Here is a 14490-nt window from a genome sequence, read left to right as displayed (position 1 = left end):
TTTTACAGTTGCTCGGCGGCTTTCAGGGTAGTACCTCGTTCTGCTGCCTGATCCTTAAATTGTACATTTAACTACACGAACATAATTACCAAGAGTCTTGGATCGTGACTTGGGGTAATTGCCAAGCCTCCTCAAGTGTTGGGCGGTGGTATCCGTTGCCTTGCTCATGCGGGTGGGCGGTCGCTTTATCTTTTGCTGAACGCGCCTACCACGTGCGCAACGACCTATGGGCAGGCTGAACTGCTTGTAAGCATCTTGCATTTTTGGTAGAATGACTACCTGAAGTAATAAATTTTCATGATGGTGTTTGTTCCTGTTTTATTTTTCTATGGAAATCAACTATTTTGAAAATTAGGTCGATCAAGGGAGTCCCTACTTGTTTGGTGTGCGACAGCGGCGTTGATCGGCGAAGATAATATTCGAAAAATATTCTATGAATGAGGGTGTGGTCATGGCTACGGAACGTCACGCAAAGAAAGTGGCCTTTTTGACTCCGGCAGATCCTGAATCTGTGCGCACATGGAGTGGGATTCCCTATTACAGTCTAAAAGCTCTTCGCGATGTTTTTGCTGATGTTCGTTGTTTCCCGTGCCCGATAGCACATAACGCACGACGTGTTATTCAGCGATTAGCAACGCCATTCGGAATAGATATTTCTCGCGAGCCATTGATATCGACTTTATATGCCGCAGAGATCAATGGCAGGCTGCGTCGGTACGATCCGGACCTGATTATTGGGGTGTCGTCGTCCTTGCAATTGTACCATAGGCTGCTTGATGTGCCGACGATTTACGTCGCTGATGCGGTCTATGCTGGCATTGTTGATTACTATCCGCCAGTAGGTAATAGGAAGACACATAATAGGACGCGGTTGATGGGAGATGTTCAAGAGCGCACGGCGCTTAATAATAGCGATGCTGTAGTTTTATGCAGCGATTGGGCTGCCAAGGCAGCTCACCAGTATTACGGGGTACCTGAAAGTAAAATAAATGTAGTCCCTTTTGGGGCTAATATGTCGGGGGATGTTGATCCTGCCTTTGATCGGCAGACGGAGGTTTGTCGCCTGCTCTTTGTCGGGGTTGATTGGGAGCGAAAAGGCGGTCCGCTTGTTCATCAAGCCACGGAGCTGTTACGAAGCCGCGGAATAGATGTCGAGCTGCACATAGTCGGCTGCAGAGCGCCCATCCCAGAAGCCAAGTATGTTTTTCAGCACGGATTTTTGCGGAAGAGCGACCCTGCGGACTATGCGCGCCTTCAAGGATTGTTTCGTAGTAGCTCGCTGTTTTTTATGCCCAGCCAGCAGGAGGCGTTTGGTATCGTCTTTGCCGAGGCGAGCGCCTTTGGTCTTCCGTCTGTTGCTTCGGCTACCGGTGGGGTGCCCTCAGCTGTACGGCATGGCGTTAACGGTTTTCTCTTGCCTGAAGGGGCAGAAGCTGAGGCTTATGCAGATTTGATTGGTGATTTATGGAATGATCGCGAGCGATATAAGCTGCTGCAACGAGAAAGTTGGGGGCTTTATCAGCGCGAACTTAACTGGACGGCATGGGCCTCGCGAACCGCCGATATCAGTGACAGGTTGTTTCGCTGACCAAAGCACAAAGGGGGCATTTCTGCTTTTGTCACGAAATTCCATTTGACCCTTTGTTCGGCCCTGTGATTCCATCTCTGCCATGTCGATGCTCTACACACTCCGCAAAGCCGCCATCCGTGCCCTCCGCCAGATCGTGGGGCCGCTGGTTGGCGTCTGCGTGGTCGGCTATTTCGCCTATCACACCGTGCATGGTGATCGCGGGCTGGTGGCGCTGACGCGCCTGCAGGATCAGGTCGCCGAAGCCAGCGCCTCCCTGGCGCAGGTGAGCGCGGAGAAGCAGGAGATGGAGCGCCGCGCCGACATGCTGCGCCGGGACAATCTGGACCCTGATCTGCTGGAAGAACGGGCGCGTGCCGTACTCAACTATTCTCACCCGGATGAGTTGATCATCCTGCTTCCGCGACGTGCTGCCACGCAATCCACGCAGGGCACGCCGGAACCGGCCCGTTCTGCCCCCGACCAAGGTCGGTAAGTGGCTGATATCAGGCGAATTAGCCGGATTTAGGTTAAGGCTAAATTTCTCAAATAAAACAGTATATTGCAGCGCACACGTGCTTGCTATCAGCGGCGATGGGGGTTACCTGTTGTTTCGCAGACGCAATGCGAATGGCGTATTGCGCCCCATCTCATTTCTGGGAGGAGCCAGTGGCAGTCACGAAGCGCCGCACCACCCGTTCAGCGGCCCCCGAAGCCCCGACCCTGCCGAGCAAGGAAGATCTTGTTCGCTACTACCGCGAAATGCTGCTGATCCGCCGTTTCGAAGAAAAGGCGGGCCAGCTTTACGGCATGGGCCTGATCGGTGGTTTCTGCCACCTCTATATCGGCCAGGAAGCGGTTGTCGTCGGTATCCAGTCCTGCATGACCCCTGCCGACAGCGTCATCACCAGCTACCGTGACCATGGCCATATGCTGGCCTGCGGCATGGAAGCCAGGGGCGTGATGGCGGAGCTGACCGGCCGTGCCGGCGGCTACTCCAAGGGCAAGGGCGGCTCCATGCACATGTTCAGCCGCGAGAAGAAATTCTACGGCGGCCATGGCATCGTTGCCGCACAGGTGCCGATCGGCGCCGGCCTGGGCTTTGCCCACAAATATCTGAACAATGGCGGCTTCAACGCCTGCTATATGGGCGATGGCGCCATCAACCAGGGCCAGGTCTATGAGACCTTCAACATGGCCGCCCTGTGGAAGCTGCCGACCCTGTTCGTGATCGAGAACAACAAGTACGCCATGGGCACCGCCCAGGCCCGCGCTTCCGCTGGTGAGCTGTTTGAGCGCGGCAGCGCCTATGGCATTCCGGGCAAGCAGGTGAACGGCATGGATGTGCTGGAAGTCCGCGCCGCCGCCCATGAGGCCATCGAATATATCCGCGCCGGCAACGGCCCGGTGATCCTGGAAATGCAGACCTACCGCTATCGCGGCCACTCCATGTCCGATCCGGCCAAGTACCGGACGAAGGAAGAGGTCAACAAGATGCGGTCAGAGAGCGATCCGATCGACAACCTCAAGAAGCTGCTGCTCGAACAGGGCTATGCTGACGAGGAAAGCCTGAAGATCGTCGATCGTGAGGTGAAGGATATCGTCACCGAGGCGGCCGATTTCGCCACCACCAGCCCCGAGCCCGATCCGTCCGAACTGTGGACGGATGTTCTCGTGGAAGCCTGAAATCTGCCGTCACCGGAGGATAGAATATGCCCGTACAGGTCCTGATGCCGGCCCTGTCGCCGACCATGACGGAAGGCAAGCTGGCCAAGTGGTTGAAGAAGGAAGGCGACACCGTGAAGAGCGGTGACGTCCTGGCCGAGATTGAAACCGACAAGGCGACCATGGAAGTGGAAGCCGTCGATGAAGGCACGCTGCTGAAGATCCTGGTGCCGGAAGGCACGGAAAACGTTGCCGTGAACACCCCCATCGCCAGCATCGGCGAAGAGGGTGAAAGCGCCGACGCCGCTCCCGCCCCGGCCCCGGTGGCCGCCAAGCCCGCTGAAACGGCAGCACCGGCGCCTGCCGCTGCACCCGCCCCGGTGCCGGCCCAGGCCAAGAGCCCGGCCAGCGACGAGGATCGCTTCTTCAAGGAGGTCAAGACCCAGACCGTCCGTGAAGCCCTGCGTGATGCCATGGCCGAGGAAATGCGCGGTGACGAAACCGTGCTGCTGATGGGTGAAGAGGTCGCCGAATACCAGGGCGCCTATAAGATCTCTCAGGGGCTGCTGCAGGAATTCGGCGCCAAGCGCGTGATTGATACCCCGATCACCGAGCATGGTTTTACCGGTCTGGCCGTGGGTGCGGCGTTCGGCGGTCTGCGCCCGATCGTGGAGTTCATGACCATGAACTTCTCGATGCAGGCCATCGACCACATCATCAACTCTGCCGCCAAGACGCTGTACATGTCTGGCGGTCAGATGGGCTGCCCCATCGTGTTCCGCGGCCCCAACGGTGCTGCTGCCCGCGTGGGTGCCCAGCACAGCCAGTGCTATGCCTCCTGGTACGCCCACGTGCCCGGCCTGAAGGTTCTGGCCCCCTACAGCGCGGCCGACGCCAAGGGACTGCTGCGCGCCGCCATCCGTGACCCGAACCCGGTCGTGTTCCTGGAGAATGAGATTCTCTATGGTCACAGCTTTGACGTGCCGACCGATCCGGACTTCATCCTGCCCATCGGCAAGGCGAAGATCGAGCGCGCCGGCACCGACGTGACCATCGTCGCCTACTCCATCTGCGTTGGCCATGCCCTGGCCGCCGCAGAGAAGCTGGCGGCCGAAGGGATCAGCGCGGAGGTGATCAACCTGCGCTCCATCCGTCCGCTGGATGTCGACACCATCGTCGAGAGCGTGAAGAAGACCAACCGTCTGGTCTCCGTTGAGGAAAGCTGGCCGTTCGCGGGCATCGGTTCCGAAATGGCCGCTGTCATGATGGAACACGCCTTCGATTATCTGGATGCGCCGGTGGTCCGCGTCTGCGCCAAGGATGTGCCGCTGCCCTATGCGGCAAATCTGGAGAAGCTGGCCCTGCCGCAGCCCGACGATGTCGTGGCCGCCGTCAAGTCCGTCACCTACCGCAAATAAGGCAGAGGGAGGCTTTAAGATGCCCGTTGATATCCTGATGCCCGCGCTGTCGCCGACCATGACGGAAGGCAAGCTGGCGAAGTGGGTGAAAAAAGAAGGCGATAAGGTCAAGTCCGGCGACGTGCTGGCCGAGATTGAAACCGACAAGGCCACCATGGAAGTGGAGGCCGTGGACGAGGGCACGCTGGGCAAGATCCTGGTCGCCGAAGGGACCGAGGGCGTGGCGGTGAATACCCGCATCGCCATCATCCTGGAAGATGGCGAGGATGCATCCGCCCTGTCCGCCGCCCCCAAGGCCGCTGCCGTCCCGGCTGCTGCTGCTCCCGCCGCTGCCGCTGCCCCGGCCCCGGTTGCTGCCGCCCCGGCAGCCCCGGCGGCGGCTGCCTCTGGTGATCGCGTCTTCGCCAGCCCGCTGGCCCGCCGTCTGGCGTCCCAGGGTGGTCTGGACCTGAAGGCCGTGGCCGGTACCGGCCCGCATGGCCGTATCGTCAAGGCTGATGTGGAAGCAGCCCTGAAGGGTGGTGCGCCCAAGGCCGCTGCGGCACCCGCCGCCGCTGCCCCGGTCGCCGCCGCCCCGGTGGCAGCCCCGGCCCCCGTGGCCGCTGCACCGAAGGGTGTGGATGCCAAGGCGCTCGCCGACAAGCTGGGCATGAAGTACAAGGTTCTGCCCAACAGCGGGATGCGCAAGACCATCGCCAAGCGCCTGACCGAAGCTTGGCAGACCATCCCGCACTTTGGTTTGGCTGTTGATTGCGAGATCGACAACCTGCTGAAGCTGCGCGCCGAACTGAACGCGAAGTCGGGGGAGAAGATCTCCGTCAACGATTTCGTGGTCAAGGCGGTGGCCATCGCGCTGGCTCGCTTCCCGGCGGCCAACGTGTCCTGGCACGAGGATGGCATTCTTCAGTATGAGAATGTCGACGTCTCCGTCGCCGTTTCCACCGATGGCGGTCTGATCACCCCCATCGTGAAGAACGCCGACCGCAAGGGCCTGGCCACCATCTCCGCCGAGGTCAAGGAACTGGCGAAGAAGGCCAAGGAAGGCAAGCTGAAGCCGGAAGAATTCCAGGGCGGCACCTTCTCTGTGTCCAACCTGGGCATGTTTGGCATCAAGAGCTTCACCTCCATCATCAACCCGCCGCAGAGCTGCATTCTGTCGGTCGGTGCGGGTGAGAAGCGCCCCGTGGTCAAGGGTGACGCGCTGGCCATTGCCACCGTCATGTCCTTGAACCTGACCGTCGACCATCGTTCGGTCGATGGCGCCGTGGGTGCGGAGTTCCTGAAGCTGCTGAAGGGCCTGATCGAAGACCCGATCACCCTGATGCTGTGATGTGGATGGGGTGGGGGCCGCCGGCTCCCGCCCCGCTCCTTGTGCCGGGGGATGGGTGTTCGTGCCATCTTCAGCACGCTGCGACAGAACCCGCGAAGGTACGTGATGGCGTCGGAGTTGTTACGCAATATACGGCGCAACCCGCTCGGTCGGGCGCTGATCGCCTTGTTCAATCACGATATCAAGGCAAGGCTGCCTGATGTCAGATTTCCCGTTTATCTGCAGCTTTCCCGTAACATCAATGAGTTGATGGGACGGGATGGTGGGAGCGAAAAACGGGAGCGCGCCCACCTGCGTGAGGTTGCGTCGCTGGAAAAGGCCAGGGTTTTTTGGGACGTCGGGGCCAATATCGGGCAATATTCGTGGGAGTTGAAATCGCTCAACCCCACTATGAAATGTTGTCTGTTTGAGCCAGACCCCCGTAACGCCCAGACAATTTCCCGTACTATTGCGACTGCCGGATTGACCGACTGCCAACTTTTTACATTTGCCTTGTCGAACCAGAATGGCGAAACGATTTTTTATCAAGATCAGGTAACCGGCAAAACCGGATCGATTGCCGAGCCCGCGCGGGTGAACAGTTACAGTCAGGTCCAGTTTGGTCTGCAACCCCTGGAACTGCGTGTTCAAACGCGGCGCGCGGATGATCTGCTGCCGGAATTGGCGCCCCCCGATATCCTGAAGGTGGACGTGGAGGGGGCGGAGCAGATTGTACTCGACGGCGCGTGGGCGTTGATCGCGCGTTACCGGCCGGCTCTGTTGATTGAGATATTGAAAGAAAACGCGCCTGCCATCTCCGCCCGCTTGGAAGGATTTGGCTATCAATTGCTTGATGCCGTGACTTTAGCCCCGGCGCATGGCCAGAGTTTCAATATCCTGGCCTTGCATCGTGAAAGACACGCCTATTCCCTCACTACATTTGCCTCCCGGCAGGGATCCACCGGGTAACCCACCGAGTGTCAACGTCAATATGAGACCGGTGCCGAAATTATGGCGCCATGGCTTGCAGCCGATCAGGAGAGTGATCCATGTCCGAGAATAAATTCGACCTCATCGTCATCGGTGCCGGCCCCGGCGGCTATGTCGCCGCCATCCGCGCCGCCCAGTTGGGCATGAAGACCGCCGTGGTGGAGCGTGAGCATCTGGGCGGCATCTGCCTGAATTGGGGCTGCATCCCGACCAAGGCGCTGCTGCGCTCTGCGGAGATCGCGCATTACATCCAGCATTCCCAGGCTTACGGCATCAAGGTCGAAGGCAAGGTGACGCTGGATGTGGAAGCCATCGTCAAGCGCTCGCGCGGCGTGGCCAACCAGCTTTCCGCTGGCGTCAAGGGCCTGCTGAAGAAGAACAAGGTCACCGTCCTGGACGGCTCGGCCAAGCTGCTGGGCAAGGGCAAGATCGCCGTCACCGCCAAGGATGGCAAGGCGACCGACGCCGAGGCCAAGCACATCATCATCGCCACCGGCGCCCGCGCCCGCGTGCTGCCGGGCCTGGAGCCCGATGGCAAGCTGGTCTGGACCTACAAGGAAGCCATGGTGCCGACCGCCACGCCGAAGTCGATGCTGGTCATCGGTACGGGTGCCATCGGTGTGGAATTTGCCTGCTTCTACAAGGCCATGGGCGTTGATGTGACCCTGGTGGAGGTGCTGGACCGCATCCTGCCGGTGGAAGACGAGGAAATCAGCGGGCTGGCCGCCAAGGCCTTCACCAAGCAGGGCCTCAAGATCAAGACCGGTGCCAAGGTCGTGAAGCTGGATCGCCATGCCGACAGCGTGACGGCCCATATTGATGTCGCCGGCAAGGTGGAGACGGTCACGGTTGACCGCATCATCTCCGCCGTTGGCATCGTCGCCAACACTGAAGGGCTGGGCCTGGAAAATACCAAGGTCAAGCTGGACCGTGGCCACATCGTCAATGACGGCTATGGCCGCACGGATGAGCCGGGTGTCTATGCCATCGGTGACGTGGCCGGTGCCCCCTGGCTGGCACACAAGGCCAGCCATGAAGGCATCATCTGCGTGGAGAAGATTGCCGGCCTGCCGCATGTCCACACGATGGACAAGTCCAACATCCCCGGCTGCACCTATTCCTTCCCGCAGGTCGCCTCTGTCGGCCTGACGGAAGCGAAGGCCAAGGCCGCCGGGCATGAGGTCAAGGTCGGTCGCTTCCCCTTCATCGGCAATGGCAAGGCCATCGCACTGGGTGAACCGGAAGGTCTGGTCAAGACCGTGTTTGACGCCAAGACCGGCGAGCTGCTGGGGGCCCATATGATCGGTGCGGAAGTGACCGAGCTGATCCAGGGCTACACCATCGGCAAGACGGCGGAACTGACGGAAGCCGAGTTCATGCACACCGTCTTCCCGCACCCGACGCTGTCGGAAATGATGCATGAATCGGTGCTGGCTGCCTATGGCCGCGCCATCCATTACTGATCGGCGCGTCTGGCGTGATGTTGAAAGGGCGGCCCTGGTGGCCGCCCTTTTTCATGATGGCAGCATCAATCCCGTATCGGGCTGGTGACGACATCCGCTGTCGTGCTGACGGCGCTTGCCGTCACATCCACGGCTGTTCCCACCACAGTGCCGGTGACAGATGCGGCGGTTCCGACAACAGAACAGGCGGATAAGAAAAGCAGGGCGATCATCCCCAGAACATATCCCATGATCCGCATGACGGTCCCCGGTGCTGGCTGGAAATCCCGCGTGCATCTTACAGCAAGAGCCATGGTCTGCCCCCTGATATTTCACGATGGTGATCGGCGGTGCCTGTGGCTTTCGATGACGCGCCCCATTTCCCGCAAAGGGTAGGCTGTTCTTCCCGGCTCATTCTGTTATGAATGCTGGGCGGCCTGCCGGTGGCCGCCATGCTTTGGGCTGCCATGAAGTTGTCAATGCGTCATGTCCTGATCGCTTGTCTCTGGCTTGTCGCCATTGTGCTTTCCGCAGTCAGTCTTCCCTTGTGGGGGGAGTCTACTGTTCCCAATCTAGCACCATTGGAACATCTGCGGATCGGGTATTTATGGGTGGCGATTGGCATCGCTATTTCTGGGCTCTTCCTGCGCCAGCGCCTATTGTCTGTGGTTGCGACATTAATCTTAGTTTTAAACCTGTGGTTTGTGCTTCCAACATTGAACGAAGGCGCCGATCATCCCCCCGGTTCGCTGCACTTTTCCTTGTTGCACGCCAATATCTGGTATCGAAATCCAACACCGGACGCCATTGCCGCAATGCTGAACCAGCAGAAGCCGGATATTGCCGTCATGCTGGAAACCTTCCATAAGAAGAATGAGCCATGGTTGCCGGCACTGGAGCCGCGTTGGCCCTATCTTGTGGACTGCGGAGAGGAGGAGTGCGCCAATATGATTTTGTCCCGCTGGCCGATGACGGTCCTGGGACGGAAAAGCTCTTGGCATAATACAAAGGGAATCCCGGCGACGCTGGCGGTGCGCGTCCATCACCCGGACGGGGATTTCACCCTGGTCGCTTCCCACCTGGTTCAGCCCTTTGACCCGGTATTCCAGGCACTGGAGGCGGCGTGGCTGGCGCGCTACCTTTCCACCCTGCCGCCGCCGGTGGTGTTGACCGCTGATTTGAATTCAGCGCCCTGGTCACCTTTGTTCCGCAGGCTGGAACGAGAGTCCGGTTTGACTCAGATCGCGCCTACCGGCCCTACCTGGCCATCTGGTCCGTTGAACCCGTTTGGCATTCCCATCGACCATATGCTGGGCAGTCCTGGCGTTTCGGCCGCCCATGTCCGTCGCCTGCCGCCCTTCGGGTCTGACCATCTGGCCCTGCTGGCGGAGATCGCCTTGACGCCACAAGCCGTTGGCCCTGCAAAGCCTGCGGGGGAGGGTGGCGGCACAGCGGCCTTGGTTCCCACGCCCTGACATCCTATCTTGGAGGCCAAGGCAATTCCCAAGGTTAGGGCCATGACGATCGAAGAACCCCGCGTCCGCCACCCCGAAAAGGCGCACCGTCCGGATAACCCGATCCTGCGCAAGCCGGAATGGCTGCGCGTGAAGGCGCCGACCAGCCGCGAATATGCCGAAACCCGCGACCTGATGCGCGGGTTGAAGCTGCATACCGTGTGCGAGGAAGCGGCCTGCCCCAATATCGGCGAATGCTGGAAGAAGAAGCACGCCACCTTCATGATCCTCGGTGCCATCTGCACCCGCGCCTGCGCCTTCTGCAATGTCGCCACCGGCAAGCCGCTGGCGCTGGATCCGCATGAGCCGGAGAAGGTGGCCGAAGCGGTGGGCGGGCTGGATCTGGAACATGTCGTCATCACCTCGGTGGATCGTGACGATCTGCCCGATGGTGGGGCCGACCATTTCGCCCGCACCATCCGCGCCATCCGCCAGACCGCGCCCAAGACCACGATCGAAATCCTGACACCCGATTTCATGCGCAAGCCGGGCGCGGTGGAACTGGTGGCCGAGGCGCGGCCGGATGTGTTCAACCATAATCTGGAAACTGTGCCGCGCCTGTACCCGACCATCCGGCCGGGTGCGCGCTATTTCACCTCGCTGGCCCTGTTGCAGCGGGTGAAGGAGGTTGATCCCTCCATCTTCACCAAGTCCGGCGTCATGGTCGGGCTGGGGGAGACGAAGGAAGAGGTGGGGCAGGTGATGGACGATCTGCGCGCCGCCGACGTGGATTTCCTGACCATCGGCCAATATCTGGCGCCGACGCCCAAACACGCGGCGGTGGACCGGTTCGTTACGCCAGAGGAGTTCGCCTCTTATGAAACCATTGCCCGTGGCAAGGGTTTCCTGATGGTGTCGTCCAGCCCGCTGACCCGCAGCTCCTACCATGCCGGGGATGATTTCCGGAAGCTGCGCGCCGCGCGGGAAGCCAAGCTGGCGGCGCAAGCGCCCGCCATCAACATTGTTGCCCTGGCAACCGGTCAGGCGTCGCTGTAAGGCGGGATCGAACGGAGCGCCAGAGAGATGCCGACCCATGCCGAGCGGCGTGTACTGCCCTACACGCCGCAACAGCTCTATGATCTTGTCGCTGACGTGGAGCGTTATCCGGAATTTCTGCCCTGGGCCGTGGCCTGCCGCATTCGCAAGCGGCAGGAACGGCTGATCTGGGCCGATCTGGTGATCGGTTTCAAGCTGATCCGGGAAAAGTTCACCAGCAAGGTGACGCTGGACCCGGACAAGCTGTCCATCCATGTCGAATATGTTGAGGGGCCGTTCCACCACCTTAATAATCACTGGGTGTTCGAACCGCACGAGCTGGGCTGCGTCGTTGATTTTTATGTGGATTTCGAATTCCGCAACAAGATGCTGCAGACCATCATTGGTGCCCTGTTCAATGAGGCGGTGAAGCGCATGGTGGCGGCATTCGAGATCCGGGCCAAACAACTATACGGTTGAGAAGGGGCGCGCTTAATGCCGGATTTCGATGCCGAATTCCGTGACCGGTTCCGCCAGTTGTTGCGCTGGCGCCGCGATGTGCGCCATTTCAAGAATGACCCGCTGCCCGATGGTTTGCTGGAACAGCTTCTGGCGGATGCCTGCCTGGCCCCTAGCGTCGGCCTGTCGGAACCCTGGCGTTTTGTCATTGTGGAGGATGCGGCCCGGCGGCAGGCGGTGATTGATGATTTCCGCCATGCCAATGCCGACGCCCTGGCCGCACAGGCCCAGAGCGGGCGCGGGTCTGACTACGCCCGACTGAAACTGGCGGGTCTGGTGGAGGCGCCGGTGCATCTGGCAGTGTTCGCGGAAACCGATCCCGAGCAGGGCCATGGGTTGGGCCGGCGCACCATGCCGGAAACCGTGCTGTATTCCGCCGCCATGTCCATCTTCACCCTGTGGCTGTCAGCCCGCGCCCATGGGGTGGGGCTGGGCTGGGTCTCCATCCTGGACCCCGACACCGTGACGGCGCTGCTGGATGTGCCGGCGGGCTGGCGGCTGGTCGGCTATCTCTGCCTGGGCTATCCGGCGACGGAGGAGGGGCGGCCGGAACTGGAACGTGAAGGCTGGGAGCACCGCCGCCCGCCGGAAGCGCACTGGCTGCGGCGGTAGCGGCGCCCTACACTTTCGGCAGGCTCTGCAAGGAAAGCAGCGCCTCTGCCACCCCGGCCGGCTGGGGGCGGGAGAAATAGAAGCCCTGGCCATAACGGCATTCCAGGCCGCGCAGGAACTGCACCTCTGCCGCCGTTTCGATCCCTTCGGCCACCACATCCATATCCAGGCTTTTGGCCAGCAGCAGGATGATGCGGGAAATCTCCTCCCGCCGGTCATTCTCGCCGGTGCCATGCACGAAGGCGCGGTCGATCTTCAAGGTGCCAACCGGATATCGGTGCAGATAGGAGAGGCTGGAATAGCCGGTGCCGAAATCATCCAGCGACAGGCCAACCCCCAGATCGCGGATCTGCTGCATCAGCACCACCACGCGCCCCGGATCATCCATCAGCAGACTTTCGGTGATCTCCAGCTTCAAGGTTTCCGGCGCGATGCCGGACGCGGCCAGGGCGGCGCGGACGTGGCCGACAATATCATCATCCAGCATCTGCCGGCCGGAGACATTGACGCTCATGAACAGCCCGCTGTCATGCGCCTTCTGCCAGCGCGCCAGTTGCTGCGTCGCCTCCCCCAAAGCCCAGCGGCCGATCTGCAGGATCAGGCCGGTATCTTCGGCCAGCGGGACAAATTCGGATGGCGCGATCATGCCGCGTTCGGGATGGTTCCAGCGGATCAGCGCCTCGAACCCGGCGATGCTGCCATCGGACAGGCGGACGATGGGCTGGTAATGCAGGGCCAGCTGCTGCAGATCGGCGGCCTGCCGCAGGTCTGTTTCGGTGCGCAGGCGTGACATGGCGCGGTCGCGCAGCGCCTCGTCAAACATTTCCACCCGGTTGCGGCCATCACCCTTGGCGCGGAACATGGCCAGGCTGGCATCGCGCAGCATGTCGGCCGCCTGGCCATAACCGGTGTGCGACATGGCGATGCCGCCCGACGCCGTCAGCACCACCCGTTCGCCGCTGGTCAGCTGCAGCGGTTCGGCGATGCGGGCGGCCAGTCGGTTGGCGGCGAACAGGGCGGCCTTCACATCCACCACCCCATCCATCAGCACGGCATATTCATCGGCGGAGATGCGGCCCACCGTGTCGCCCGCCCGCCTTTCACGTTCCAGCCGCTGGCCCAGCAGGCGCAGCACCTCATCCCCCGCCAGCGGGCCCAGGCTGTCATTCACCCGCTTGAAATGGTCCAGATCGAACAGGATGACGGCGCAGGGCGGATCATCCGGCCGCCGGCGGCGACCCAGCGTCTGGCTGATACGGTCCAGCAGCAGGGAGCGGTTGGGCAGCCCGGTCAAGCCATCATGGAAGGCATCGAACAGGATTTGCTGTTCTGCCCGCTTGCGGTCGGTGATATCGGTCATCGATCCGGCCATGCGGATGGCATCGCCCAGCGCATCGCGGATGGCGACACCCCGGATCAAGACCCACAGCTCCCCACCACTGTCATGGCGGATGCGCACTTCATGTTCCAGATGCTCCGTCCCGCCGGACAGGTGCAGGGAAAAGGCGGCGCGCAGGCCCGGCAGGTCGCTGGCATGGATCAGGCCGAACCAATCCTCAATCGTGCCGGTCCATTCGCCATGCGGCAGGCCCAGCATGTCGGACCAGCGGGGGGAATAATAGACATCGCCCTCGCTGATCCGCCAGTCCCACAGCCCGTCATTGGCGCCTTGGGCGGCCAGGGCATAGCGTTCTTCGCTGATGCGCAGCTGTTCTTCGGCCACTTTGCGGTCGGTAATGTCGGATTGCGAGCCGACAAGGCGCAACGGCTCCCCCGACGCATCCATCACCGCGATGCCCCGGCAGAGCATCCAGCGCCAGCCGGCGCTGGCATGTTGGATTCGGTACTCAATCTGAAAGGGCTTGGCACCGGCCGACACCTGGGCATCCAGGGTGGCCTGCAGCCAGATCAGGTCTTCCGGATGTACCCGGTTCAACCATTCCTCCGGCCCGTCGCCGATCTCTTCCTCCGCATGGCCGATCAGGGCCTTCCAGCGGGGGGCGTAATAAAGCCGGTCGGTGCGCAGATCCCAGTCATAGAGACCGTCGTTGGTGGCGGCTGCCGCCAGGGCCAGCCGTTCCTCCGACAGGCGCAGCTTTTCCTCTGCCTGCTTGCGTTCGGTAATGTCGATGGCGGTGCCGATCAGCCGGTTGACGCAGCCATCCGGCCCGGCCTGGGCGGCCCCGCGCAGCATCAGCCAGGTCCAGTCCCCCTTGGGATTGCGCACCCGATGTTCGATGACCAGCCGGCGCCCGGCCAGCCGGTCGGGCGAACGCAAGGTAGCTTCCAGCCAGGGCAGGTCGTCGGGATGGACCTGGGAAAACCAATAGGCGAGGGTCACATCCTGCCCATCTGCCGGTACCGGCAAAAAGGCCCGGAAGCCGGGGGACAGGAACAGCCTATCCGTCGAAACATCCCAATCCCAGATAGCCTCACCGCTGGCGAAAGCAGCCAGCATATAGCGTTGAACCATGTGGTC

At 61.2% G+C, this 14490-nt stretch carries 13 protein-coding genes; 11 read left to right on the top strand and 2 right to left on the bottom strand.

Annotated elements, in window-relative coordinates:
- Positions 1-451: 451 nt before the first annotated feature.
- From GE253_RS00175 to lpdA, 7 genes are all read left to right on the top strand, one after another.
- Positions 452-1588 (top strand): glycosyltransferase family 4 protein, encoded by a 1137-nt coding sequence (locus GE253_RS00175; protein ID WP_173012417.1) that lies wholly within the window; start codon positions 452-454, stop codon positions 1586-1588.
- 82 nt (positions 1589-1670) lie between these two features.
- Positions 1671-2063 (top strand): septum formation initiator family protein, encoded by a 393-nt coding sequence (locus tag GE253_RS00170; RefSeq protein ID WP_173012416.1) that lies wholly within the window; start codon positions 1671-1673, stop codon positions 2061-2063.
- Positions 2064-2236: 173 nt separating this feature from the next.
- A complete protein-coding gene (pdhA, locus tag GE253_RS00165; RefSeq protein ID WP_348770747.1) occupies positions 2237-3253 on the top strand; it encodes a pyruvate dehydrogenase (acetyl-transferring) E1 component subunit alpha in 1017 nt (338 codons plus the stop codon).
- Positions 3254-3279: 26 nt separating this feature from the next.
- A complete protein-coding gene (locus GE253_RS00160) occupies positions 3280-4650 on the top strand; it encodes a pyruvate dehydrogenase complex E1 component subunit beta (protein ID WP_153202135.1) in 1371 nt (456 codons plus the stop codon).
- Between the two features lie 19 nt (positions 4651-4669).
- A complete protein-coding gene (locus GE253_RS00155; RefSeq protein ID WP_153202134.1) occupies positions 4670-5980 on the top strand; it encodes a pyruvate dehydrogenase complex dihydrolipoamide acetyltransferase in 1311 nt (436 codons plus the stop codon).
- A 105-nt stretch (positions 5981-6085) separates the two neighbouring features.
- Positions 6086-6928 (top strand): FkbM family methyltransferase, encoded by an 843-nt coding sequence (locus GE253_RS00150; RefSeq protein ID WP_173012415.1) that lies wholly within the window; start codon positions 6086-6088, stop codon positions 6926-6928.
- An 80-nt stretch (positions 6929-7008) separates the two neighbouring features.
- Positions 7009-8412, top strand: coding sequence for a dihydrolipoyl dehydrogenase (gene lpdA / locus GE253_RS00145; protein WP_153202132.1), 1404 nt, complete (start codon positions 7009-7011; stop codon positions 8410-8412).
- A gap of 65 nt (positions 8413-8477) precedes the next feature.
- Here lpdA and GE253_RS00140 read toward each other — a convergent pair whose 3' ends face one another.
- Complete coding sequence (locus tag GE253_RS00140) at positions 8478-8624, bottom strand: hypothetical protein (RefSeq protein WP_153202131.1); 147 nt, start codon at positions 8622-8624, stop codon at positions 8478-8480.
- A 192-nt stretch (positions 8625-8816) separates the two neighbouring features.
- On the opposite strand from GE253_RS00140, the gene GE253_RS00135 reads away from it, so the two are divergent.
- Genes GE253_RS00135 through bluB form a run of 4 tightly spaced genes read left to right on the top strand, consistent with a single transcriptional unit; the run spans position 8817 to position 12011 of the window.
- On the top strand, positions 8817-9866 hold the full coding sequence (locus tag GE253_RS00135; RefSeq protein ID WP_153202130.1) for an endonuclease/exonuclease/phosphatase family protein: 1050 nt from the start codon (positions 8817-8819) through the stop codon (positions 9864-9866).
- A 42-nt stretch (positions 9867-9908) separates the two neighbouring features.
- Entirely contained in the window at positions 9909-10901 is a 993-nt protein-coding gene (gene lipA / locus GE253_RS00130) for a lipoyl synthase (protein WP_153202129.1), read from the top strand.
- A 27-nt stretch (positions 10902-10928) separates the two neighbouring features.
- Complete coding sequence (locus GE253_RS00125) at positions 10929-11360, top strand: type II toxin-antitoxin system RatA family toxin (protein ID WP_153202128.1); 432 nt, start codon at positions 10929-10931, stop codon at positions 11358-11360.
- Between the two features lie 15 nt (positions 11361-11375).
- Entirely contained in the window at positions 11376-12011 is a 636-nt protein-coding gene (gene bluB / locus GE253_RS00120; RefSeq protein WP_153202127.1) for a 5,6-dimethylbenzimidazole synthase, read from the top strand.
- A gap of 7 nt (positions 12012-12018) precedes the next feature.
- Here the strand turns inward: bluB and GE253_RS00115 are convergent, their stop codons facing one another.
- Positions 12019-14484, bottom strand: coding sequence for a GGDEF domain-containing phosphodiesterase (locus GE253_RS00115; protein ID WP_153202126.1), 2466 nt, complete (start codon positions 14482-14484; stop codon positions 12019-12021).
- Positions 14485-14490: the final 6 nt, after the last annotated feature.

The sequence above is a fragment of the Niveispirillum sp. SYP-B3756 genome, assembly GCF_009495745.1.
Classification (GTDB): Bacteria; Pseudomonadota; Alphaproteobacteria; order Azospirillales; family Azospirillaceae; genus Niveispirillum.
The sequence above is the reverse complement of the archived record's forward strand: the minus strand, read 5'-3'. Positions and strand labels throughout refer to the sequence as shown.